The organism is Xylanibacter ruminicola (assembly GCF_900142525.1).
In the GTDB taxonomy this organism is placed as follows: Bacteria; Bacteroidota; Bacteroidia; order Bacteroidales; family Bacteroidaceae; genus Prevotella; species Prevotella ruminicola_A.
The window spans coordinates 34,999-59,586 of sequence record NZ_FRBD01000014.1 but is presented as its reverse complement, the minus strand read 5'-3'; the positions used below and the strand labels follow the sequence as shown (position 1 = coordinate 59,586).

Annotated in this window: 19 protein-coding genes; 11 read left to right on the top strand and 8 right to left on the bottom strand. The window is 45.5% G+C overall.

Going from position 1 to position 24,588, the window contains the following annotated elements; translation table 11 throughout:
- The first annotated feature begins 2 nt into the window (after window positions 1-2).
- From BUB86_RS10005 to BUB86_RS09990, 4 genes are read left to right on the top strand one after another with little or no spacing between them, the layout of a single operon-like run.
- Window positions 3-950 carry an SIS domain-containing protein gene (locus BUB86_RS10005; protein WP_175549475.1) on the top strand — a complete coding sequence of 316 codons (948 nt, stop codon included), beginning with the start codon at window positions 3-5 and terminating at the stop codon, window positions 948-950.
- Window positions 950-4,732, top strand: a complete 3,783-nt coding sequence (locus BUB86_RS10000; RefSeq protein WP_217653239.1) for a two-component regulator propeller domain-containing protein — start codon at window positions 950-952, stop codon at window positions 4,730-4,732. Before BUB86_RS10005 ends, BUB86_RS10000 begins: the two co-directional genes overlap by 1 nt.
- Window positions 4,729-5,964, top strand: coding sequence for a cardiolipin synthase (gene cls, locus BUB86_RS09995; RefSeq protein WP_073208992.1), 1,236 nt, complete (start codon window positions 4,729-4,731; stop codon window positions 5,962-5,964). The genes BUB86_RS10000 and cls overlap by 4 nt, the downstream gene beginning before the upstream one ends.
- A gap of 9 nt (window positions 5,965-5,973) precedes the next feature.
- Window positions 5,974-7,104 (top strand): acyltransferase family protein, encoded by a 1,131-nt coding sequence (locus BUB86_RS09990; RefSeq protein WP_073208990.1) that lies wholly within the window; start codon window positions 5,974-5,976, stop codon window positions 7,102-7,104.
- On the opposite strand, the gene BUB86_RS09985 is transcribed toward BUB86_RS09990, so the two are convergent.
- Window positions 7,073-9,223: a tetratricopeptide repeat protein gene (locus BUB86_RS09985; RefSeq protein WP_073208988.1), complete on the bottom strand. Its 2,151-nt coding sequence runs from the start codon at window positions 9,221-9,223 to the stop codon at window positions 7,073-7,075. The genes BUB86_RS09990 and BUB86_RS09985 overlap by 32 nt on opposite strands.
- 3 nt (window positions 9,224-9,226) lie before the next feature.
- A complete protein-coding gene (locus BUB86_RS09980) occupies window positions 9,227-10,144 on the bottom strand; it encodes an ABC transporter substrate-binding protein (protein WP_073208986.1) in 918 nt (305 codons plus the stop codon).
- Between the two features lie 214 nt (window positions 10,145-10,358).
- Here BUB86_RS09980 and radA point away from each other — a divergent pair, with 214 nt between their 5' ends.
- Together radA and BUB86_RS09970 are read left to right on the top strand one after the other, a co-directional pair.
- Entirely contained in the window at window positions 10,359-11,762 is a 1,404-nt protein-coding gene (radA, locus tag BUB86_RS09975; RefSeq protein WP_073208984.1) for a DNA repair protein RadA, read from the top strand.
- 159 nt (window positions 11,763-11,921) lie between these two features.
- Complete coding sequence (locus BUB86_RS09970; protein ID WP_073208982.1) at window positions 11,922-13,193, top strand: phosphoglycerate kinase; 1,272 nt, start codon at window positions 11,922-11,924, stop codon at window positions 13,191-13,193.
- A 51-nt stretch (window positions 13,194-13,244) separates the two neighbouring features.
- Here BUB86_RS09970 and BUB86_RS17025 read toward each other — a convergent pair whose 3' ends face one another.
- A complete protein-coding gene (locus BUB86_RS17025) occupies window positions 13,245-15,299 on the bottom strand; it encodes a PP2C family protein-serine/threonine phosphatase (RefSeq protein WP_254795146.1) in 2,055 nt (684 codons plus the stop codon).
- A 223-nt stretch (window positions 15,300-15,522) separates the two neighbouring features.
- Between BUB86_RS17025 and BUB86_RS09960 the strand changes: the two genes are divergently transcribed.
- From BUB86_RS09960 to BUB86_RS09950, 3 genes are all read left to right on the top strand, one after another.
- Window positions 15,523-16,848, top strand: a complete 1,326-nt coding sequence (locus BUB86_RS09960; RefSeq protein WP_081373196.1) for a caspase family protein — start codon at window positions 15,523-15,525, stop codon at window positions 16,846-16,848.
- Window positions 16,849-16,878: 30 nt separating this feature from the next.
- On the top strand, window positions 16,879-17,376 hold the full coding sequence (locus tag BUB86_RS09955) for a hypothetical protein (protein WP_073208978.1): 498 nt from the start codon (window positions 16,879-16,881) through the stop codon (window positions 17,374-17,376).
- Between the two features lie 171 nt (window positions 17,377-17,547).
- Window positions 17,548-18,027, top strand: a complete 480-nt coding sequence (locus tag BUB86_RS09950) for a hypothetical protein (protein WP_073208975.1) — start codon at window positions 17,548-17,550, stop codon at window positions 18,025-18,027.
- Window positions 18,028-18,133: 106 nt separating this feature from the next.
- Here BUB86_RS09950 and BUB86_RS09945 read toward each other — a convergent pair whose 3' ends face one another.
- From BUB86_RS09945 to BUB86_RS09925, 5 genes are all read right to left on the bottom strand, one after another.
- Window positions 18,134-18,475 carry a type II toxin-antitoxin system HicB family antitoxin gene (locus tag BUB86_RS09945; protein ID WP_073208973.1) on the bottom strand — a complete coding sequence of 114 codons (342 nt, stop codon included), beginning with the start codon at window positions 18,473-18,475 and terminating at the stop codon, window positions 18,134-18,136.
- Window positions 18,476-18,634: 159 nt separating this feature from the next.
- On the bottom strand, window positions 18,635-18,886 hold the full coding sequence (locus BUB86_RS09940) for a DUF2442 domain-containing protein (protein WP_073208971.1): 252 nt from the start codon (window positions 18,884-18,886) through the stop codon (window positions 18,635-18,637).
- A 20-nt stretch (window positions 18,887-18,906) separates the two neighbouring features.
- The gene (locus BUB86_RS09935; protein WP_073208969.1) at window positions 18,907-19,209 is read right to left on the bottom strand and encodes a DUF4160 domain-containing protein; all 303 of its coding nucleotides are present in this window, start codon (window positions 19,207-19,209) and stop codon (window positions 18,907-18,909) included.
- A gap of 183 nt (window positions 19,210-19,392) precedes the next feature.
- On the bottom strand, window positions 19,393-22,005 hold the full coding sequence (locus tag BUB86_RS09930; RefSeq protein WP_073208967.1) for a hypothetical protein: 2,613 nt from the start codon (window positions 22,003-22,005) through the stop codon (window positions 19,393-19,395).
- 17 nt (window positions 22,006-22,022) lie between these two features.
- Window positions 22,023-23,324 (bottom strand): WG repeat-containing protein, encoded by a 1,302-nt coding sequence (locus tag BUB86_RS09925; protein WP_081373195.1) that lies wholly within the window; start codon window positions 23,322-23,324, stop codon window positions 22,023-22,025.
- 367 nt (window positions 23,325-23,691) lie between these two features.
- On the opposite strand from BUB86_RS09925, the gene BUB86_RS09920 reads away from it, so the two are divergent.
- Together BUB86_RS09920 and BUB86_RS09915 are read left to right on the top strand one after the other, a co-directional pair.
- Complete coding sequence (locus BUB86_RS09920; protein ID WP_073208963.1) at window positions 23,692-23,886, top strand: type II toxin-antitoxin system HicA family toxin; 195 nt, start codon at window positions 23,692-23,694, stop codon at window positions 23,884-23,886.
- Between the two features lie 10 nt (window positions 23,887-23,896).
- A complete protein-coding gene (locus BUB86_RS09915; RefSeq protein WP_073208961.1) occupies window positions 23,897-24,307 on the top strand; it encodes a CopG family transcriptional regulator in 411 nt (136 codons plus the stop codon).
- Window positions 24,308-24,588 lie beyond the last annotated feature (281 nt).

Below are 24,588 nucleotides of genomic sequence, written 5' to 3'. Positions count from 1 at the left end.
TTATGAACGTTAGAGAAATTGCGATACAAGCTATAAAGGACGAGGCAGAGGCAGTGCTGGGACTGATACCCCAGTTGGACGAAAGCTTTGACAAGGCCGTAGAACTGATACTGAACTGCAAAGGAAAGGTAATTGTAACAGGTGTGGGCAAGAGCGGCCACATAGGCGCTAAAATAGCCGCCACACTCTCGAGCACAGGAACCCCATCGTTCTTTACTAATCCTCTGGACGTGTTCCACGGCGATCTGGGCGTGATGACCAGCGACGACGTGGTGCTGGCAATATCGAATTCAGGACAGACAGACGAACTGCTGCGATTCATACCCATGGTGCTACACATGCAGATACCCATCATAGGCATGAGCGGCAATCCGAAATCGCTGTTGGCCAAATACTCAACATGCCACCTGAACATAGCCGTTGAGAAAGAAGCCTGTCCGCTGAATCTGGCCCCCACAAGCTCTACCACCGCCACCTTGGTACTAGGCGACGCGCTGGCTATAGCACTGATGGAGCGTAGAAACTTCCAGCCACGCGACTTTGCCCAGTTCCACCCAGGCGGAGAACTTGGAAAACGCCTGCTGACAACCGCTCAGGACGTGATGCGAACAGAGGATATGCCAGTACTGCCACCAGAGATGCATCTGGGAGAGGCTATCATACTGGTGAGCAAAGCCAAGCTGGGACTTGGTATCGCCATGGTGAACAACGAAATAGTAGGTCTTATCACCGATGGCGACATACGTCGCGCTATGGAGAAATGGCAGGCCGAATTCTTCGACCGCACCGTGAGCGACATTATGACACGAACACCAAAGATGGTGAAACCTGAAACAAAGATTACAGAAATTCAACGAATCATGAACAAATATAAAGTGCACTCGGTACTGGTTACTGATGACAATAAACATTTGTTAGGAGTAGTTGACCATTATTCTTGTATGATATGATGAGTAAGATAAAAAAACTATTAATCGTTTTGATGCTGGCACTACCTGTAGTAGTGGTGGCCGACTATCTGTTTAAGACGCTGGAAGCCCGCGACGGACTGACATCCAGCCAGGTAAACTGTATACTGAAAGACTCACGCGGATACATGTGGTTTGGTACACCTGCAGGACTGTACCGATTTGACGGCTACACCTTCCGCAATTTCCAGAGCGACTCGCAAAACGGTAGTTCGCTGAGCGATAGTTATATCAACTCCATACAAGAAACACTTGATGGCAATCTGCTCATTGAGACAGCATCGGGCTACTGCATCTATCACCCACAGACTGAGAGCTTTGAGCGCGACATGAAGCAAGCCTTCGCGCGATGGGGTATCGAAACTATACCATCGGTAGTGTATGTAGACAAGCACAAGAACCTGTGGGGAGCCATTCCTAATAAAGGTGTGGTTTGCTACAACCAGCAGCAACAGCTGCTCTATGAATTCGGATATACTGACGACACACGTGGTGTGCCACAAGGTGTGGTTTGCTCTATCAGCGAGTGTAAGGAGGGCGCACTGATAGTTTACGACGACGGAAAGATAGCCTGCTGCGACGTGATGCACCAGCAGAACACCCTATGGGTGGTAGAAGGTATACCCGCACTAAGAGACCATAAGACAAAATCGCTACGAGCATACGCTGACGAATACGATAACATCTGGCTTTACGGACAGGGCACACTGGTGATGTATGACAAGCAGAAAGGTGCTTGGGATTACACCATCAGCCAAAAACTGGGCGTAACAGGTCTGGGTGTCGACCGTAATATCAACGGCATGGCTGGTAATGCAGGAAGCATCTGGATTGGTTCCGACCAGTTGGGACTGATGTGCATGGATCCCAAGACCCACGAAATAGAATCGGTTCAGCCACGAAACATCAACGAGAAACAGCTGATTACAGACAACGTGAGCATCCAGAGTGTATATATGGATGACACAGGACTGCTGTGGGTGGGAACCGAGAAATCGGGTGTGGCCTATACAGGTAAGTACATCTATAGATTCGGATCAGACTTGATGGGCGATGTAACAGCGATGGCCCAGCATGCTGACGGCTCCATCTGGTATGGTACCAGCGACAAGGGCGTGATAGGCTACAACGGCCCATTGGCCAGTCTGAAGGTTTCGTGCATGAGTAACACGCCTGATGGTAGCATCTGGATTGGTTCAAAGCGTAACGGACTGACACGTATCAAGGATGGTGTATCGACCATCTACTCGGTGGCCAAAGACAGCGTGCGCACCATCATCGACGACCACATTAACGACCTCACTTCTGATAAGATAGGTAACCTGTGGATAGCAACCAATGGCGGACTACAGGTTTACAACCCACGCATGAACTCGTTCTCATCATATACCCGCGAGAACGGCAAACTGAGCACCAACAGCATCACCTGTCTGTTCTACAAGCAGGATGCTACAGAAAACAATCTGCTGATTGGTACCAGCGAAGGATTGATCATTCTGAACCTATCGACCACAGAGAAGAAGGTGATGACTGGTAACAAATCGAATCTGAAGAGCTTTACCAACAACTACATCACACAGATATTCGAGGATTCACGCGGACTGATATGGGTAGGAACGCGCGAAGGACTGAACATACTGAATCTGGAGACCGACGAGCTTGACTACCTGACAGAAAAACAGGGATTGTGTAACAACAACATCTGTGGTATAGCCGAGGATAAGAACCACTGCATATGGGTAACAACCAGTCGCGGTGTGAGCCGTATTGTGATACAGCGCAACCATGAGGAAGGCGTGAACAACTACGGACTGTACAACTACACCACCGCTGACGGACTGCAGAGCAACGAGTTCAACACTGGTGCCATACTAACCAAGCAGGATGGCGAGGTATTGCTGGGCGGACTGTATGGTGTAAACTGGGTGCTGCATAGAGCTGGCGCTGAGAAGGAAGAGTTGCCACGCGTGATGCTTACCCAGCTGTTTATTGGCGAAGAAGAGGTATTGGCAGGACATGAGTATCATGGCAAGGTGATACTGAATCAGTCGCTGAACGAGACAAGCAAGATAGAGCTAAGTCATAACCAGAATACATTTACCATCAAGTTTGCTGCTGGAAACTATAACCAGAGCGAGCGCTTGCAGTTTATGTACTGGATGGAGGGTCGCGATGAGGATTGGCGCAATGGCGACGCACTGACCCACGGTGTGACATTCAACAACCTGAAGGCAGGAAGCTATATTCTCCACGTAAAAGCCATCAATGCTGAAGGAGCAGTAAGTAACCAGGAGCGCGTGTTAGAGATAAAAGTAGAGCGCCACTTCCTGTTGTCGTGGTGGATGATAACAGCCTATATCATTGTATTCTTTGTAATCATCTACTTCTGGCGTATTGGAATCAAACAGCTCAAGGCCATCAAGCACAGAAAAGAAGCTGTGATCAGGGAACTGAGACTGCAACGCGAAGAGATTAAGGCTGCAAGTGATGACTTGCGACAGCCAATGGCCCGTATGACATCTATCATAGGCAACCTCTCGGAGAAAGAGAAAACGCTCGAAGAGAAGGAACAGCTGAATGCCCTCCACTCGCAGATGCTGCAAATTATTACCCGCGTGGCTGATATGCAGATGAATCTGGAGCATCCAGAGGAGAGAGCCAAGAACAATGTTCAGGATCGCCTGCAGATGAACAACAAGGGCGAAATCGAGTTGCCAGAGATAGCAAGCGAAGTACTGACCACAGAGACCACACACTCGCGTGCGGCTATCGACTCGCCTACTGCACGATTCACCGTTATCATGATCGACGACAACGAGGAGTTCCTGGAGTTTGCTGCAGCACGACTGAAGTATGTATACAACTTCCACGTATATAACGACATCGAGAAGGCTGCAGAAGACCTTGAGCAGATGAAGTGCGACCTGGTTGTCTGCAAACAGGAGATGTTTGGTATGACGGGTAGTGACCTGTGTAACCAGTTGAAGACCAACTACGTGACACAGAACATGAAGTTCATACTGATGACTGATACCGTGCTTACGCCACAGGATATGCGCTCGAAGAACATCACGCTGAGTGCTGATGACTATCTGGCTAAGCCATTCAATATGCAGGAGGCCACCATGCGATTCAACAAGGTGCTGGGTCTTGGAGCTATACAGATGGACAACGACCTGATTGAGGGTGCAGAGACTCGACGACTGGAGGGACACACCAGCAGCATGACCACTGCCTCGGAGACCATGGATGCTGGCGAGATAGACACTACCGCTCTGGCTGAGATTGGTGCCGACGACCCAATGAGCAAGGTTGATACAGCCGTGGTTAAGAACCCACGCAGTCAGACCATGACCAACAATCTGCCTGAGGGCATCAAGGCATCGGATGATGACGAGGAAGGCGGAGGCAACGACTTCTCGATGGTCGACGCTATGGATCGGCAGCTGCTGAAGAACATTGAGCAATACGTACTGCAGAACATGAGCCGCGGACAGATCAGTCTGGAGGAGATGGCCAACGCCATGGGTATGGGTCGTGTTCCATTCTTCCACCGCGTGCGTAGCCTGACCAACAAGACGCCAGCCGAGCTGGTAAGAGACATGCGACTGAAACACGCATGCATCCTGTTGAAACGTACTAATATTAACATGAGTGAGTTGGCATCGAACATAGGATTTATGACAGCCGAGAACTTCATCAACATCTTCAAGGAGAAATTCGGCATGACGCCACTCGAATACAGATTGCAACATCGTAAATGATCATAAGAAAGCATCATCAGTCAGGAATAGTCACCATGCTATTCCTGCTGATTTCTCTAATAGCACAAGCCCAGACAAGCGACTCGCTGATAGTGAGCGGGATACGTGACGTGGGCATACACTTCTACCAGCATAATGACGTGAAGCTGATTATGTCGGGCAAGCAGAAGTTCGACATGATGTTCGATGACATACGCAATGCCAAGAGCAGTGTGCACCTGGAATACTTCAACTTCCGCAACGACTCAATCGCATCGCTGCTATTCGACATTCTGCGCGAGAAGCGAAAAGAGGGCGTGGAGGTGCGCGCCTTGTTCGATGGTTTTGGCAACGACTCGAACAACCAACCCCTCAAGAAGCATCACATCAAAAGTCTGCGCGAGGATAGCATCGACATCCATGAGTTCGACCCAGTGCGTTTTCCATGGGTAAATCACATCTGGCCACGCGACCATCGTAAGATTGTGGTGATTGATGGGCACATAGCCTATACAGGCGGTATGAATGTGGCCGACTACTACATCGTGGGCACAGAACAGGTGGGCGAATGGCGCGATATGCATTGCAGAATCGAAGGTCCTGTGGTGAATGAGCTTCAAGACATCTTCGCCCGCATCTGGCAGAAAACAACCAAAGAACAGCTGAATAACGAGAAATACTACAGAGGCAAAGAGAAAGGCGACATGATGGTGGGCATAGCTAATCGCGAACCCAACAAGACCAACAAGATTATGCGCCAGTTCTACATCTCGGCCCTCGACAATGCGCAGGATTCCATCAAAATTATCAACCCCTACTTCACCCTGACGCCATCCGTCAAGAAGGCCATACATCGCGCCATCAAGCGTGGCGTAAAGGTAGACATTCTGGTATCAGCCAAGAGCGATATTCCGCTCACACCTGATGCCGTATATTATAATGTGCACAAGCTGATGAAGAAGGGGGCTAACATCTGGTTGTATCAACCAGGATTCCACCATTCGAAGATTATGATGGTAGACGACAAGTTCTGCACCGTGGGTAGCACCAACCTGGATGCACGCAGTCTGCGATTCGACTACGAGGTGAACGCCCTCATCGTCAATAAGAAAATAACCAAGCAACTGAATGATATGTTTATGAGCGACACCCAAAAGAGCGTGAAGTTAACCAAGGAGGAGTGGGACAACTTCCGTACTGGTTGGCAGAAGTTCCGCGGATGGTTTGCCCATTTGCTTTCACCTTTCTTATAAATAGAGCCCATGAACAGAAACACCGTGATATCAATCAGTAAGGGCATAGCCATCATCCTGATGGTGATAGCCCATGCAGAAGCTCCAGGATGGTTGTGCAAATTCATCTTCGAGTTTCACATGCCTTTGTTCTTTATCACGGCTGGTTACTTCTTCTCGCTGAAGTATCTACACGACGAGGCTACTTTTGTGAAGAAGCGTGTAAAAGGGCTTTATGTGCCATTCGTGAAGTGGAGCGTCATCTTCCTGGCGCTACACAATCTGATGTTCAGGATTGGTATACTGAACGAGGCATACGGCAACGAGACGGGTGGCGTGACCCACCCCTATAGCTGGCACCAGATACAACAGAACCTATGGAACATTTTTACCGCCATGGGTGGTTACGACCAGTTTCTGTGTGGTGCGTTCTGGTTCTTCCGTGGGTTGTTTGTAGCCAGCATCCTATACCTTATTATATATAAGGTGCTGGATAGCAGCATCCGTACTGAAAAATGGAAGAAGGCTATCCCCTACCTCATCTGCGTTATCATGCTGATACTTTGTGGATGGAAAACCTACGAGGGATTGAAGGTTATCACCCTCGTACAGGGCGGCTATCGCGATATGATGGGTTGCTTCTTCTTTGGCGTCGGCTTCATCTTCCGTCAGTATGCTGAGAGCTACAACGCCTTGATTAAGCGCTACTACGCCATCATTTGGACCACCATCTTGTTTGGCGCCATCGTCTACGCTTTTTCGTATTATCTCACTGCCAACATGAACTGGCGCTCAAGCTACACCCAGTTCCTATCGCTTCCTGTACCAGCCCTGCTGGGATTCCTGATGACTTACAACATCAGTATGCTGCTGGATAAGAAGGACACTTGGCTCAAGCGATTCCTAGTGTATACGGGCGACCACACGCTGAACATCTTTATCTTCCATATTGTGGCCTACAAGGTGGTTAGTCTCATCAAGATATGGTACTATGGACTCGACATGCAGCAGATAGGTTGCCACATGGTGATACACGAACACTCGCAAGAAGATGCATTCTGGCTGCTCTACACCATTGCTGGCGTAGGTATACCTTTGGGTTGCACTTGGCTTGTAGAAAAATGGAAGCTTAAGCGCCAATCAAGTCGAACATCATCTTGATTTCCTCTTCGATGATGCCGTTCTTTTCCAACAGATAGTTCTCGTTCTCTATTTGGCTAAAGACATTCCTACCGCAAGAACGAAAGCAGCTTGCCGCCTCATCTATCTTACCCGTAAACCACAGGTAGAATCCGTAGTTAAGCATATCGTCTTCTAATGGATCCTCTATAGCCATCAACTGGTTGTACAAACGTCCGGCTTGCTCGTATTTGCCATCGCAAGTAAGCGCCCATGCTAACACACGAACTACATTCAGATTGTCAGGATCCTCGTAATTCAGGCGAAACAGTATCTGTTCGGCCTCGTCGTATCGACGCACATTGGTTAGACAAACCGCCTTGTTGAGCTGATACGATTTCTTATCAGGATTCAACTCCAGCAACTTTTCGTATAAGCGTAAGGCTTTTTCGTAATCTTTGTTTTTGAAACACTCCCTAGCCAATCCCCACATGGCACGCTCACTATTCGGATTCAGCTCAAGCGCCCTCTTGTAATGCCTCCATGAATCATCAGACAGATATGCAGCAAGCATCTGGTTTTCGTAAGTATCAAAGTACTTCGACTCATAACACTCCAACACCAATCTTGCATCATCCTTACGATGCCGCTTTATGAGGAAGGTGATAACATCATGTGACTGCTCCTGAAGTACTGAATCCAAGAAGATTTCATAATTAAAGAACAGACATGCAGAATCATCGTAGGTAAAGAAGTTGCGGAAGTATCCACGCTGTGGGAACAAACGGAAGAAACGGTACAAATCCTGCAGGTAGATTCTGCGGATGTATAGCGGAGAGTTGATCTCCTCTTGCGCCACCTTCTGCACCATCTGCGCCTCACCACGATCCAGCATCTCGCGAACGTTGGCAGGAATCTGACTCAACACACTCTCGAAGGCCAGCATAAACGAGTATTTATCGCTATTGCAGAAGGGGCCATACTCCATCATGCCCTTCAGGAATTTGATATCGCCAAACTTCTCGCATGCTGTGGCTATGCTAGGATGCTCTATAAAATAAGGTGTAAACCAGTTGACAATCTCGTTGAAGAATGGGAATCGCTTCATCTGCGAGAAACCGCCAAAGTAGATATCCGAACCTTGTTTCTGCATGTCAACCATCCTGCGGAAACTATTCTCGAACGCCTCAACAGCCTTTTCCTCCTCGTCGGGGTGCAGAATATCGTTCAGAACACTTTCCTCGTCTTGTTCCAGCATGCCATTGCGAACAATGTTGTTCTGGTTCTTAATCAGGTCGGGCATAATCTCCTTCTGAATCGTGTTATGATCTTCCTCAGCACTCATGCAGTAGTATATCTGCTTCTGAAGTTCGGCCAACTCTTTTCCGCAGTTGGGGTTCTCAAGGGCTTTGATTACTAGCTGTTTCATCTCTGGATAAACCTCTACATACAGATGGTCGTCGATACTCAGCACCCAACCTACAAGCGCGCGCTGGCGCACATATTCATCGCTACTCTGCTGATACACGTTCATCAAGGTGCGGAACTTGACGATATCAAAACAGTTCATCGCAGCCAGCGTGGTGGCGCTAACGATGATCTGCTGGTCGATAGAATCAACGGTGGGCGATAGCAACAACTGCTGCATCTCCTCGCCCTGACCTTCTGTCCACAAATCAGATGTCAGTATTTGGGAAAATATATCGCCAATAAGCTGGTGATGCTGACGATAGAGTTCCTTGCGACGTTCTTTCGAGGTGTGAGGCGGCTCCAGATCCAGCATGGCCACATCCGAGACGAATGATTCCAACTGCTCTCTTATCACCTGAACCGACCAATCTCTTGGACTAAGATTAGCTCGCATAAAGAGCGACGAGAGGAATGGCGACTGCAGCACGCGCGCGTTGTTAGCCACATTGGCATAAAGCACGTACATACGACGCACCAACTTATCGTATAGATGTGGCAGTTGCGGGTCCTTGTAACCATTACGCCAATAGTCGCGCATTACCTGATAATCGGTTTTGATGGCAAACAGGCGGTCGGAGTTTATCTGGTGCGGATGCATGGTCAGATAATTCTCCATACTCTGCATGGCATCATTCAATAGTTTTTTTTTCAGGAAATCTAATACTTCCTCCAGTATTTTATCTTGTTTCATGTGTTACTTCTTCTTTTCCAGCCAGCGTTTGGCACGGTCTATGTCTTTTTGTCTAGGTGCCTGATAGGTGAACTTCAGCGAATCGGGAAGCGCCTTGATGGCTTGGTCGTTCAGTCCATAGTACTTCTTCAGAATCTGCTTGTAGTGGGCCACTCCGAAGTGGTTAATCGAGTCGCAAGCCTGCTTGTAACCCTTCATAAACACCTCCATCTGGTGCAGGCGCGTCTTGTCGCCCATGTTCTTGGTACGAAACACGAGTGCACCCATCTGTATATCCTCCTTACGAGTGTCCATCATTACAAAGTGCTTCTTCATCAGTGCTTGCGATGCCTGAGGTTCTGTCAGCAACATGGCATCCATCTCGTTGTTCTCCAGCATTTTCAGGCGGATGTTCACATCGTTAATCTGTATGCGGAAAACGCGCTCTGGAGCCAATTTGGCGCTATCCACAGCCAGATCGCCCAGCAAGTCGGTAACCGAATAGCGGGTCATGGCCAGCATCTTATCGTCGAGATGCTTGAAGTTGGTGATACGCAATTGTCGCTGACTCAGCATCAGCCAATAGGCATTGGTAGCAGCCGCATATCGCAGGGGTGTGCCCTCTTTTATCATCTTCTCGGCCCTCACAAGGTCGGTGATGGCGCCTTCTACACGATTTCTGATTAACGCAGTATCGATGTCCATCTGGGCTCTGTAGCGCTTCAGGCGGATGTCGACGGCTGTATCAAACATCTGTCGATCCTTGGCCACAAAAACAGGCAGACAATCCAACGTGGGCATCACGGCTATTTTGAGTGCGGCCGAATCCTCACGCCACAGCTTCAAGCGCTGCTGACGAGTGAGGCGCTTGGTTTCTTCGTACGATTGCCCGCATGCAGCGAGCATCAAAAGAGCTACGAATCCAATAACTAATTTCTTCATAATCGCCTGCAAAGGTAGTTATTTTTTCCTACGGATTGTATGGATTATACTGATTATTTTATTCCTGATGCTTAAAAATTCGTAAAATCCGTATAATCCGTAGGCTATTATTTTTCCTTTTTGTAATTTTGAGCTTCGCTCGAAGGTACTCACGTTCGAAAAAACTCAAATTAATTTGGTTTTTTACTCACTTATTCGTACCTTTGCACCAATTATGGCAAAAGATAAAACAGCATACGTTTGTACCAACTGCGGACAGGAATCGCCCAAGTGGGTAGGAAAATGCCCTGCTTGTGGGCAATGGAACACGTTTAAGGAGATTAAGATTGCTGCTAGCTCTCCAGCTAAGGTGGCAGCTACAAGGGGTGGTCTGAGCAAAGGCAGTACGGCCCAATCATCAGCATTGAATGCTGGCAGAGTGCTCCGTCTGCACGAGATTTCAAGCCACGACGACCCACGTATCGATATGCACGATGCTGAGTTGAATCGCGTGCTGGGTGGTGGATTGGTTCCAGGTAGTATCGTGCTGCTTGGTGGCGAACCAGGTATCGGCAAGTCTACCCTCTCGCTGCAAACCATGCTGAATATGCCTGAAAAGAAGATTCTGTATGTATCAGGTGAGGAGAGCGCCCACCAGCTCAAAATGCGTGCAGAGCGACTTGGTGGTGGCGATACAGACAATTTCATGCTGCTTACAGAAAACTCGCTCGAAGCCATTTTCGAGCAAATCAAAGAGGTGCAGCCAGAACTGATAGTTATCGACTCTATCCAGACTATTTCTACTGAGGATGTGGAGTCGAGCGCTGGTTCTATTGCCCAAGTACGCGAGTGTGCCTCTGCCTTGTTGAGATTTGCCAAGACCAGTGGCGTGCCCGTTATTCTGATTGGTCATATCACCAAAGAAGGCACCCTAGCTGGCCCCAAGATTCTGGAGCATATTGTGGATACCGTCATCCAGTTTGAGGGCGACCAGCATTATATGTACCGCATACTTCGAAGCATCAAAAACCGCTTTGGCTCTACGGCCGAGTTGGGCATCTACGAGATGTTGCAGAATGGCTTGCGCCAAGTGAGCAACCCCTCAGAGCTGCTTTTGACGCAAGATCGCGACGGACTTTCTGGCATCGCCATCACTTCGGCCATCGAGGGCATACGTCCGTTCCTAGTTGAAACTCAGGCACTTGTATCTACTGCTGCCTATGGCACACCACAACGTTCGGCCACAGGTTTCGACCAGCGCAGATTGAACATGCTGCTAGCCGTTCTCGAAAAGCGCGTGGGCTTTAAGTTGGCCCAGAAGGATGTATTTGTCAACATCGCTGGAGGCCTCAGGGTAACTGACCTTGCGATGGACCTGAGTGTGATTGCTGCTGTGCTCTCATCGAATGTCGACACACCTATCGAGGCAGGTTGGTGTATGGCTGGCGAGGTGGGCCTGAGTGGTGAAGTGCGCCCCATCAATCGCATCGAGCAGCGTATCGCCGAGGCCGAGAAGCTGGGATTCACAGACATGATTATCCCCAAGTACAATCTGCAGGGCTTCGACCACAAGAAATACAAGATAAATCTGCATCCAGTTCGCAAAGTAGAAGAGGCGCTACGTGCAATCTTTGGATAACAAATTTTGAACACAGAGGCTCAGAGACACAGAGATTTATAATAAAAATAATAAAAAACAAAAAAAACTCTGAGTCTTTGAGTCTCTGTGTTGAAAAAATATCGTATCTTTGCAAGCGTTTAAACAGAAGTTTTTTACATTATTAATAATATTAAGATTATGACTATCAACGAATTCAACTTTGCCGGTAAGAAGGCAATCGTACGTGTAGACTTCAACGTACCCCTCGATGAGAATGGTAAGATCACAGACGACACCCGTATCCGTGGTGCCCTGCCTACCCTGAAGAAGATTCTGGCTGATGGTGGTGCTACTATCATTATGAGCCACATGGGTAAGCCCAAAGGTAAGGTAGACGCTAAGAAGTCACTCGGTCAGATCCGCGAGGCTGTAGAGAAGGCTCTGGGTGTTCCCGTTGCTTTCGCTCCTGATTGCGCTAAGGCTGCTGATGCTGCTAAGGCTCTGAAGATGGGTGAGGCTCTGCTTCTGGAGAACCTGCGTTTCTATCCTGAGGAAGAGGGTAAGCCAGTAGGTATCGACAAGGCTGATCCTGCATACGACGAGGCTAAGAAGGCTATGAAGGCCAGCCAGAAGGAGTTTGCTAAGACTCTCGCTTCTTACGCTGACTGCTACGTAATGGATGCCTTCGGTACAGCTCACCGCAAGCACGCTTCTACTGCTGTTATCGCCGATTACTTCGACGCTGACAACAAGATGCTCGGCCTGCTGATGGAGAAGGAGGTTCAGGCTGTCGACGCCGTTCTCTCTAACATCAAGCGTCCTTTCGTTGCCATCATGGGTGGTTCTAAGGTATCTTCTAAGATTGGTATCATCGAGAACCTGCTGGGTAAGGTTGATAAGCTCATCCTCTGCGGTGGTATGACTTACACCTTCGCTAAGGCTCACAATGGTGAGATTGGCGATTCAATCGTTGAGCTCGATAAGCTGGATGTAGCTCTGGGTGTTGAGGAGCTGGCTAAGAAGAACGGCGTAGAGCTGGTTCTTGGCAGCGACTGCACAGCTACTAACGGTCTCGACTTCGGTACTATGACCGTTAAGGAGGGTGCTGAGATCATCACTTGCCCTGCAAACAATGTTCCTGCAGGTTTCGAGGGTGTTGACGCAGGTCCTGCTTCTCAGGAGGACTTCCGCAAGGCTATCGAGGGCGCTAAGACCATTCTGTGGAACGGTCCTGCTGGCGTATTCGAGTGCGACGCATTCACCGCTGGTTCACGTGCCATCGGCGAGGCTATCGCTAAGGCAACTGCTGAGGGTGCATTCTCTCTGATTGGTGGTGGCGACTCTGTAGCTTGTGTTAACAAGTTCGGTCTGGCCGATCAGGTATCTTACATCTCTACTGGTGGTGGTGCTCTGCTCGAGGCCATCGAGGGTAAGGTTCTCCCAGGTGTTGCAGCTATCAAGGGCGAGTAATCCCCAACGATACGATATTATAAGGTGCCGAGCGATTGCTCGACACCTTTTTTATTTTACCATCAGGCACATCATTGTTAGGTCGTCGTTGGGTTCGGCACCGTTGCGGTGGACTTCAACTTCGGCCTTAAGGGTTTCTATTACCTGCTGGGCACTATCGAAACGGGTGTTCTGCAACAAGTCGAGCAGACGCTTTTCGCCGAACTGGTTCTGCTGCAAGTCCTCGGCCTCGGTAAGTCCATCGCTATATACAAACAGCGCACGATGCTTGATGTTTGCGATTTCCTCGCCCTCGTACTGCAATCCTTGCCACAGGCCGATTGGCGCGTTGGGCTCCATCTTCAGAAACTCACCATGTGATTGTCCGCCACCAATAGCTGGTGGGTTATGACCTGCATTGCAGAAGTCGAGATGGCCCGTCTGCATGTGGAGCATACCTATAAACATGGTTACAAACATGCCGCTCTCGTTGTTCTCGGCCAACTCGTCATTAAGGCGCGTGGCGATGGTTGCGGGCATCATGTGCTGCTTGGCCAGAGCACGGAAAAGACGTGTGGCCTGTGCCATGAAGAGCGAGGCAGGAACACCCTTACCGCTTACATCGCCTACACAGAAATAGAGGCTATCATCGAGTAGCAGACAATCGTAGAGATCGCCGCCAACCTCACGGGCTGGAGTCATCGAGGCATAGAGGTCTAAGCCTTCTCGCTGTGGGAACTCATGGGGCACCATCGACATCTGAATATCACGCGCAATGCGCAATTCGCTCTCTATGCGCTCCTGTACTGCGCGCATATTGGCCAAGCGCTGGGCGGCTCTGCGACGTGCCATCGTATAAATAGCAAAGAACACCAACAACAGCACAATCGCAATAATCAGCCCGATGTTACGCTGGCGTGATATCTCATAGTCCTTATTGGCTATCTGTGCCTGCTGTCGGGCTATCTCTGTCTCCTTCTGCTGGGTATCGTAAATGGTGGCCAATTCAGCTGCATCGCTGCGTTTCTGGGCAACGATGGCAGTATCGAGTGCATCCAGAATCTTAAAGCCCATGGCTATGGCAGAATCCTTGCGGCCGGCCTCGGCATTTGCCTTGAACTTGGGGAACATGTACTGCTGGATATTATCGAGCGATGGTACTATACCCCACTCTGCCAGCATACGATCGAGCAGTTTGAAATTATCGGCAGCCTCGGTATAGCGGTGCGCAGGCATCAGATAATCGGTAGCATCGTAGAGTCCGTCGAGACTCTTGCCAAACTTTGTCTTCAAGCATTTGTTGTAAGCCTCTGCGGCCTCAGCATGACGTTTACCATTCTCGAGCACCACAGCGCGATAGAGATAAACTCGGCCACGGAGGTCGTCTACATAATCAGGATCGGCATCAGGCAGTTTGGCGTAGCTGTCGGTAAGTTCTTCTACGCGATTCAGCCACAAGGGTGCCTCATTGTATTGGTGGGCGTTGAGATAATAGATGGCGATGTTGCACACATCATTAGCCACGGCCTCTTGAGTGGAGCGGTCGAGTTTGGTTTTAGCCTGACTCAGACCGTAATCGTAAGCCTTCTCGAAACTGGCTTCGGCCTCCGACTGGCGTCCAAGACTGAGTTGCGCGCTACCAATACAATTATATATCTTAGCCATCACCATATCGCTGCCCTGACTTGTATTTTTCATCTCGTCGATGATACTCAACCCCAAGCGGAGCGCATCTTCGTAATCAGATTTCATCATATAAACACTGACAAGGGCTGCTGCTGATACGTAGCGGAAATGCCGGTCTTCATCGTTTTTCACCTGGTGTTCGAGTGCGCGTTTGTAATAGTACTCTTCGAAACGCGGTTTACCCAGCTCATAGTATAAGATACCACGCAGATTATCGGCTCTTACGCCAGAGAGCTGGCCCGCCTTTTCGAGGCTATCGATAAGTAACATTTTCTGATCGAGATTCAGCGTATCGAGACCAATGGTTACAAGGCTGTCTACATGATTGGCTACATAAGTTGGCTGTGTGCCAGCATCAGCCTGACTCTGCTGCTGATGATTGCACGATGCCACCACAACCATAGTGGCCCAAAGCATGATATAGATTCGTAATTGTTTCATGGTTATCAATATTTATAATTCCTTTGCAAAAATAAGAAGAATATCTGAACCTGCAAAGAAATTACTGCAAAAATATCCCCCAGCCAAAAAAAAACTGTGATTCTGTGATACTGGGATAAAAAAACAACTGATATGCAGAAAAAAACAAAAAAAACTTGCTATTCTAAAATAAAAGCACTATATTTGCCAAAGAATCTAAAACAGTCTTTAAAACTTTTTGAACATGAAACACTATTTGCTAATATTTGCACTTACAATGTGTTCTGTTGGTATTAACGCACAAACAGTCGACACGAAGATTGCAGTCAATAGCATAACTGACGACAAGACCTTTGTAGTGATTGTATCTAACGAGAACTACAAGAACGAAGAGATAGTGCCCTTTGCCAAAAACGACGGAGAGGTGTTTAAAATCTACTGCCAGAAGACACTTGGAATACCCGATGATCACATCCGATTCGTCCCTGATGCCACACTGGGCGAGATGAACTATGCCATTTATTGGCTTGGCAATATGCTGAAGGCATATGATGGCGAAGCCAGAGCTATCGTCTATTATTCAGGTCACGGCATGCCAGATGAGAGTGATAAAGAGGCCTACCTGCTGCCCATCGACGGATTCAGCCAATCAAGCGATGGCGCCATGAGCACCAAGAAACTCTATGCCAAACTAGAAGAGATGCCATCACGAAGCATCATGGTTTTCCTCGACGCCTGTTTCAGTGGAGCAAACCGCGATGGCAAGATGCTGGCATCGTCGAGGGGCGTTGCCATTAAGGTTAAAGCCGATCCTGTTGGTGATAACACCGTTGTTTTCTCAGCCGCCCAAGGCGATGAAACGGCTTATCCCTATAAAAGCCAGAAGCATGGCATGTTTACCTATTATATATTAGAGAAAATTCAGCAGTCGGGTGGTTACACCACACTTGGCGAACTGAGCGATTACGTTACCCAGCAGGTTAAGCGCAAGGCAGTAGTAGAGAATAATGGTAAAAGCCAGACTCCAACAATTATTGCATCAAGCGGAAATCGCAATTGGCGCAATTGGCAGTTTGCCTCAGAAAAGGCTGGCAAATACGAAAACAGAGCGCTAGCCGCCAGCACTCCTACTCCAAATCCTACTCCAAATCCTACTCCAAATCCTACTCCAAATCCTACTCCAGCTCCAGCCGCTCCAAAGCAAGAAATCTCGACTCAAGTAATGTCACTCTCTGTTGCATCCGACCTTGTGACACAGGGCAAGAAACACATGCGTGCCATGAGTTACAGCAAGGCAAGGACTTGTTTCACCCAAGCAGCCCACCAAGGAAGCATCGAAGCACTTTACCAACTAGGCATGCTCTATAGCAACAGCAACTACGATGGTTACAACAAAGAAACAGCTACAGAATACTTCCTGAAGGCCGCCAACAACCGACATGTTGATGCGATGTATATGGCAGGTATGATGTATCTTGGCACCGACAACTCTACGGCCAAGTTCTGGTTCCACAAGGCTGCTGATAATGGCCACACCCAAGCCAAAGCCCAACTATCACGCCTAAAATAAAACTATAATAACATTAAAACAATAAGCATTATGAAAAAGTTTCTATTCATCATGATGGCGATATTCGCCTTTGGTTTGCAGAATGCAAGCGCACAAGATGCACCACTGAAAATTATAACCAATCACCCCGACTTTGACGTAAAAGTAAAACGTTGCGCAGCAAGTGGGAAATCAGTCATCATCGATATGGTGTTCACCAACAAGAGCGATAAAGACGTTATGATTGATGTTATTGCAAATGCGAATGGTTATTGGACCGTGGTGTATGATGACGAGGGAAATAAGTATGAAGGTATTAAGGGCGCCATCACTACCAAGGTTGCAAACAGTGGTAGCTACGCTGGCAAAGTAACAGATTATCGCCTGATATCTGGCATACCTGTAAAAGTTAGTTTTTGCATCAACAACGTTTCTACTACAGCAGAAAATATAGCGTATTTTGAGGGAGTCGTCTTTTGCAAGGAATGGGGAATACCAGCAAAAGACAAATGGCTGATAATCAGGAACATCCCTATTACCAGAAATTAACAAGCCCCAACAACAAGGTGCCCCGTCACAAAGCCGATTACAACAGCATTGCCGAAGTAACCGAAGCCGAAGTTCTGGTTCCGCAACGCTGCTGATAATGGCCACACCAAAGCCAAAGCCCAACTATCACGCCTAAAATAAAACTATAATAACATTAAAACAATAAGCATTATGAAAAAGTTTCTATTCATCATGATGGCGATATTCGCCTTTGGTTTGCAGAATGCAAGCGCACAAGATGCACCACTTAAGATTATTACTAACCATCCAGATTTCCAAATCAAGATTAAGCGTTGCGCTGCAAGTGGAAAGACTGTAATTCTAGATTTGATTTTGAACAATCTTGGAGTAAATGATATTGAAGACATCGAAGTGCAAGGATCTAAATCTGAGGTTTATGATAATGAAGGGAATATTTATCAAGGCGATAATATTAAAGTAAAAGTGGCAAATAGACCAAATTATAACTGGACTACAGAAACATTCAACATACCAACAGGAGTTCCTATGAGGTTAAGCATAAGCATTGAAGGTGTTCCACAAGCCGCAGAAAGTATTGCAAGACTAAAATTAATCGTACTTTGCGATAAATGGGGGCTGAATGGTGATAAGCCTGTAAGGTTTATGAATATTCCAATAACAAGAAATTAACATTTTATATACCAAGGTGCCGATCGATTGCTCGACACCTTTTTCATATATATATCACCAGCCCCCACAGAAAAATAACTGTGATTCTGGGATAGGGGGGATAAAATCAATATGCCATTTCTGCCTCTCTTGCTAGAACTTGGCGAACATAAGCATTAATTGTGATTCCTGACTTTTGAGCCAAAGCTGCAATTGCACTATGAATCTCTGGCGAAACTCTAACATTGAACGTGCCGCTATAAGGCTTACAGGGCTCTACGCCACGCGCAGCACACGATGCTATATAGTCATCGATTGCTCCTTCAAAATCCTGCTTTAATTCATTCAAGTCCATTCCCTCATAGGTGATGGCATGTTTACTCATACCCTGCACTTTTCCATAAAGACAGTTGTCTTCCTCACTATACTCTACACTTCCCGTGTAGCCTTTGTACTTTAAGTATTCCATATGGCAGCAAAGGCAACTAAAATTAGTTACACTTCCAAATTTTATTTAATATTTTTCTTTTACCGTTCCAAAAATAACTGTGATTCTGGGATACTGGGATAAACGAACAAAGGTGCCGAGCGATTGTACCCGACACCTTATTCTTTTATATCCTTTACTTTATAACAACGCACCTGCATGTAGCTGCTCAATTGGGAAAATCATATCCCAATTTTTACCCCATACAATATTTCCATTCTCGATTGCAAACTTCGAAAATTTCTTTGGGTCAAGATACTTGTTATACTGCGGATGCGGATGGCGACGAATAAAATCACCAATATCTACTGTCTGTGTTGTATTGTCGCTAAAGTGCAGGCAAACACTCAGATTCCCCACATCCAATGCCTTAGTAATGTAAATTGTTTCCATATAGTCCTCCTTTTTCTTTATTATAGTTTCTTCTTGATGTTAGTACTTCTTACGCTTTGCTTCAGTACAAAGAACTTCACCCACTTATCAATGATATTCTTATGATATTTACGAATAAATTCCTCTGCTGTTCGCTTATCCTTTTCAGGCAATGGTTCTGCACCTTTCTTTTCGCGAACATGTATTTCCACTAGTTCTCCATCCATCATAATGAGGTCGAAGATGCTTTCTTTCCCACCATGAATCACGTGCACATGAATTGGCTCGTGCTCATTTGAGAAGAAATAGAAGATAAAACCGAAATATTCAAATATCTTTGGCATAATGTATTCCTTTTATTCTTTATTCGGTGCAAATTTACAAAGTTTTGCCGAATGTTGCAAACTTCTTTGCTAAAAAAAGCTACCCCAATTAAAATTGGCCTTGAATTCATCGCAGTAGAATAACTGGGATACTGGGATAAACGAACAAAGGTGCCGAGCGATTGCTCAACACCTTTTATTTGTTTATTGCAATACATATTTTCCGTCGATCCATTTATAGAACCAGGCATCGTCTGTTAATATGTTTGGAAGATCTCCCTCTTCTGGTTTGATGAAAGCAAACTTCGAACCAGTAACTCCGATATCGTCATGTCCATCAGGCAAGCACCAATATGAGCCAGACATATCCTTCAGCATCATTCGCTTGCCCCAATCCAGGAAATGACTAGTGTCGTGCATGAATAACACTTTATCTTTCTCGCCATCTCCATCGATGTCGATATGTGCCGTTTTCTCTTCCGGCTCTTCGCTTTTACCAAATAGTTGGTCAACGGTAATGGTGGAAATCACTTCGCCCACATTTGGCACGATACATTCTGCCAGAACAACGCTATGATCATTATAAACATACCTGTCCTTACGAAGACCTACGTCTACTCTGAAAGAAGGTTTGCCTTTCCAGTTCTCAACCTTGATTTCAGGTTCTGCATTTGCGTCATTAAATCCTTCAGCTTTCTTGAATTCCTGTGTTTCTTTGTCGAAGTAAACAATGAATGGAGGTGCTATTGAGTTTCCACCGCCCCACTCATACACAACAGCCTCCAGTTCTCCATCACCATCATAATCGGCCTGGTCTAAGATGTTTACTTGTGTTCCTGAGATGCCTGTGGTTTTTCTTTCGCCGTTTGCTTCAGCAAAAAGTTCATACCCATACTCTCCACTATCGATCACATAAGTAAAACCTGTGAAATTCTTATCTTCTACTCCGTCAATTCCCCCTGATGATTGATTACTAGAGAGGTCTTGATAGAATGTATATAGATACTCCTTATTGATTTCAGGGAAGTAATACGAAACCAATTGAATAGAAGATTGCGAAGTAGGAATAGATTCGAAGAAAACGCCTAAATCGAGCTCACCGCTTTTCGCTTTCTGTACAATTAGCTGTGCATCGAGAACCTCATCAGCTCCTTGTAACTGTTTGCCAAATCTAAGTGCCGGCATTCCATCTTCTTCAACAGGAATCACCTTATACAATGACTCATCTTCCCAATTTTTACCTGTTACAATACGCTTGGTGAGCGGATTAATCAACACTCCATCATATAGTACTGCCACATCAAGCCAACAACCATCCATTTCGCTAAAAGAAGATATAAAACAAAGATTCTTATATTTTCCTTCTGTTTGCAATCCGAATCTGCTTTGATGCCAATTGTAGCTATTTAAATTTTGAAGCAGTTCTGGAGTTATAGGTTCAGGCTTAACTTCTCTACAATGCGTCTTTTGTATATAGCCATCTATCATGCCTACTTCATCGGCCAAAATTGTGACTTTATACCATTCTCCTTCTTCACTAATAACTGGTACTATATTTTTCCCATATAATGTATAATTGTACGAGGCATAACCTCGTTTGTCAGGAGTATCACTCCACTTGAAGTATTGGCTGACAACATCTGATGCCACATCCTCACGCATAATCTGCAATTGAGGGCTTATAGTTTTGGCCTCCTTGTATATAGGAACATCATCGTTTAATACTACCACAAACTTATCCCAAGCAGGCTTTTGTACAGGAAGAAGATCATTACCCTTACTACCAATTCCTAAGAACGACACTACTCCCCATATAACGAGTGCCAACGCAGCTACTCCTCCAACAGGTAATAGCCATTTCTTGTTCTTTTCAAACCATGGTATTTTTTCCCCTTCCTCAATCTCGACGATATTTTCAGCCTTTGCAAGAACCAAAGGTTCTGCTACAGGCTCATCTGCAACAGGTTCTTCTGCTATAGGTTCTTGTTGTGTTTCTTGCTGATGCTCATCAGGATCTGCAGGGCCACCCGTCATCACTCTATACCATCCCATGATTGGCCACCAGAAAGCACAGAATATTGAACAAGCCGCTATAATACTAATAATAAAAACTACGATGCCATACAAAAACCCCATGAACCCAATTGTATCCTCGGCAGCTTTTATTGTTTTACTATGTCCAAACATCCAGATTCCAAAGACTGCAAGCAATAACATAATGATAGCAGTCCACAAAGGCAACCACATTAATCTAATCTCGCAGACAGCTGCAAAGCGCAGGTTTCTCGATCCACGTTTGGCCCTATCATTAAAGTCTTCAGCAACCATCAGTCGTCCTGCTGCGTTTTTCATCTTATAATAGCAATACAATGTCATTATAAAGACAAATAAACGGAAGAACCAGCCTAAGACAGGTATTGATCCTAATACTCCAAACACCATGTCAATCATAACAACTACAGCTAAAACAATACCTGCAGTTCTAATCTTTCTAACTTGTGTTGCAGTTTCTTCCAATCGCTGTATAGAAGCAAATGAAGTAAGTCCCCAAATGTACAAAATGTAACCAATAATAACGAGGCCTTTAGACGAAAGTCCCCACTCCACGAAATCTGACATATCTATCAAAGAACCTCTTCCCAATGAGCCAAGTGCACTTGACGCCATACCTGACACCATTGAGAATATGGCAGCAGCATACGATATATAATCGTAAATAGTGCTGATAACACCAGCAAAGAACAGAAGAATAGTACTCCAGAAAATCTTCCGGGTGCTATTTTTCCATTCAGAGATAACAGAACTGTCTATTTGCATAATCGTTGTGTTTAAAGCTATTTATCAAAAGTTGATTGCCCCTTCCTGTTAATGTAACCGCGTTCACCATCATACCAAACAGCAGCCAAACCACCACTAAAGTCTCCTGCACTTTTAAACTTTTCAGGTATCACTAAATCGCCATCAGTATCATAATACCCCCAAAGGTCTCCTTCTTTACTTGCAGCAATCAATCCCTCACATTCTTCTTCCATATATTTAATTGTACATGGATGCATTTCTTTTCCAGTGCGGCTGAATATACCCCATCGATAAGAGTCGTCTTGTCTTTTTGCGGCCTGAATACAATTCTTAGAGATCTTTACCTCATCGTATCGGAATGGCAGGACCTCATTACCTTCATAATCCAATACACCTTGTTCTCCCCCTCTAGTGGCGTAAATCAAGCCATTAACAAATTTCAAAGAGGAGTATTTGCATGGGATAATCTGTTTGCCTGTTCTGTCAAAGACACCTCTCTGACCATTATTGTTTTCTGCAATAAAGTATTTGTCTTCAAAGAGAATAGGCTCATTGAAATAGTCGTTATTGGTAGCAATTAATGTGTATTCAGTAGGAAGAATCTCCTTACGATTAATAATATCCCAAACACCTACGAAGCGACCACTCCATGTAACAACCAAGCCATCGGAATAATTAGAGAAAGCTCTAAAGCGCTGGGGAATAATCTCTGTTCCCACAGAATCGACAAGACCTACATGCTCATTTCGAGAATCAAGAGTAGCACCAGGAGACCAAGAGCCTATAGCACGATAGACAACTTTGTCTGATTTATAATTCACTATCTTGTCAATAAATCCTCTAGTACCAATAATGATATTATCATCATTCTCATCAAATGGATAACAATTATTTCCTTCAAGATTATAAAAAATATAACTATTGTCACTCATTTTCATTCGTATAGTTCTTTGAGCAAGGAATACATCCATATCTGTATATTCTTCTGGTATTATTTCACGTCCCAAAGAATCAAGAACGCCCCATTTCCTATCAGATCCATAACGAATATTCCTTCCTGTAGAAAATTTGTAGAAACCATCCTCATAATACAAAAGCGTGTATTTGCATGGGACAACTTCTTTACCATTCATATCTATAAAACCAAAATATCCAGACTGAGTAGAAACTTCAGCAATGCCATGATGGAAATCACCATAAGTATAATAAGCACCATTATTTACAACATCTTTCAAGCCTTGCGAAATTTCAACTACAGGATAACTAACACGATTGTTACAACTCACTAACAATAAAATGCAACATAATGTCATAGATGCAAATAATACTTTTCTCATCTCTTTATAGTTTTTGTGTCTCGCTATTGCCCTATCACAAGACGATTTTAAAAGTTATTGGTTATACATAAAGACTTAAAAAGTGGGGCAACTATTCTTTACTAGTCTAATTTAATTTTTTAGACAATGCGTCAGAAAACACTTTCCGTCAATATGTCTCTCCAAATAATTGGAGTTCGGGTACAAAAATAAGAATATTTTACGAAACCACCAAATGTTTTACAAATTATTTTTCTTAGTGAATTATAATAACTATGATTTTGGGATAAACATATTAAATAGTATTAAAACTAATACCAAACCAAGAGATATGTTTTGAAAATAGTATTATTTTTATTACCTTTGCGCCATCATATATTGAATAATAATGAGAGCGTATAAAGTTATTGAAGTCATTAAACTACTTGAAGCCGACGGATGGATTCTTGTAGCTACTAAGGGTGACCATCGACAATATAAACACCCTACAAAGAAAGGCAAGGTAACTATCAGAGGACATAAGAATGAGGTATTAAGCCAATTTCTTTTGAATAGTATTTGGAAACAAGCAGGTTGGAAATAAAGGAAGAACTATGGAGAAAATTATTGTAAACGTATCTTGGTGCAATAAGAATTTTGGCGCATCACTTAGTGAGAATGTTCCTGGAGCTGTAGTTATTACAGCTAAAACGTATGATGAACTGATTGATGAAGTTCGCGAGACTCTGAACTTTCATGTTGAAGGTATGATTGCCGACGGCGATGATGTACCACAGTGGCTTCGTGATGGCGATTACGATTTCGAGTACCATCTAGATGCCGCAGCTTTACTGCAGATGTGTTCACCTTACGCATCAATTGCAGCCATCAGTAGAGTGTCTGGTATTAATCAACATCAACTCAGCCACTATGCCAACGGTATAAAGAAACCACGCCCCGAACAACGCAGACGCATAGTAGAAGGCCTCCACAAAATAGGCCGCGAGCTCATAGCAGTAGAATAAACAACCTAATGGTTAGTACGGAACAATCTACCAGTTTCTCGTTAAGAATCTCATAGTTTCTCGTAAAGAAACTATCAGCGAGCACCCACTTCATGGGGCACGAGATTACGTTTCGTGCCTTATCAGATGGTATACGGCCTTAGGGAGGGACAAAAAAACGTGAAACGTGAAGTGTGAATTGTGAATTTTGGCGTAGATAACGGGGCATAGAAAAAATTTACAAATCACTCTATCTATATATATTATATAAATATAATATATATAGATAGATTACAATCAAA

Coding starts and splice junctions, on each gene's coding strand:
- BUB86_RS09930 (WP_073208967.1), bottom strand. CDS start 22,005: ATGCAAATAGACAGTTCTGTTATCTCTGAATGGAAAAATAGCACCCGG.
- BUB86_RS09925 (WP_081373195.1), bottom strand. CDS start 23,324: ATGAGAAAAGTATTATTTGCATCTATGACATTATGTTGCATTTTATTG.
- BUB86_RS09990 (WP_073208990.1), top strand. CDS start 5,974: ATGAACAGAAACACCGTGATATCAATCAGTAAGGGCATAGCCATCATC.
- BUB86_RS17025 (WP_254795146.1), bottom strand. CDS start 15,299: ATGAAACAATTACGAATCTATATCATGCTTTGGGCCACTATGGTTGTG.
- BUB86_RS09950 (WP_073208975.1), top strand. CDS start 17,548: ATGAAAAAGTTTCTATTCATCATGATGGCGATATTCGCCTTTGGTTTG.
- BUB86_RS09985 (WP_073208988.1), bottom strand. CDS start 9,223: ATGAAACAAGATAAAATACTGGAGGAAGTATTAGATTTCCTGAAAAAA.
- BUB86_RS09945 (WP_073208973.1), bottom strand. CDS start 18,475: ATGGAATACTTAAAGTACAAAGGCTACACGGGAAGTGTAGAGTATAGT.
- BUB86_RS09935 (WP_073208969.1), bottom strand. CDS start 19,209: ATGCCAAAGATATTTGAATATTTCGGTTTTATCTTCTATTTCTTCTCA.
- BUB86_RS09920 (WP_073208963.1), top strand. CDS start 23,692: ATGAGAGCGTATAAAGTTATTGAAGTCATTAAACTACTTGAAGCCGAC.
- BUB86_RS09955 (WP_073208978.1), top strand. CDS start 16,879: ATGAAAAAGTTTCTATTCATCATGATGGCGATATTCGCCTTTGGTTTG.
- BUB86_RS09970 (WP_073208982.1), top strand. CDS start 11,922: ATGACTATCAACGAATTCAACTTTGCCGGTAAGAAGGCAATCGTACGT.
- BUB86_RS09940 (WP_073208971.1), bottom strand. CDS start 18,886: ATGGAAACAATTTACATTACTAAGGCATTGGATGTGGGGAATCTGAGT.
- radA (WP_073208984.1), top strand. CDS start 10,359: ATGGCAAAAGATAAAACAGCATACGTTTGTACCAACTGCGGACAGGAA.
- BUB86_RS09960 (WP_081373196.1), top strand. CDS start 15,523: ATGAAACACTATTTGCTAATATTTGCACTTACAATGTGTTCTGTTGGT.
- BUB86_RS10000 (WP_217653239.1), top strand. CDS start 950: ATGAGTAAGATAAAAAAACTATTAATCGTTTTGATGCTGGCACTACCT.
- BUB86_RS09980 (WP_073208986.1), bottom strand. CDS start 10,144: ATGAAGAAATTAGTTATTGGATTCGTAGCTCTTTTGATGCTCGCTGCA.
- BUB86_RS10005 (WP_175549475.1), top strand. CDS start 3: ATGAACGTTAGAGAAATTGCGATACAAGCTATAAAGGACGAGGCAGAG.
- cls (WP_073208992.1), top strand. CDS start 4,729: ATGATCATAAGAAAGCATCATCAGTCAGGAATAGTCACCATGCTATTC.
- BUB86_RS09915 (WP_073208961.1), top strand. CDS start 23,897: ATGGAGAAAATTATTGTAAACGTATCTTGGTGCAATAAGAATTTTGGC.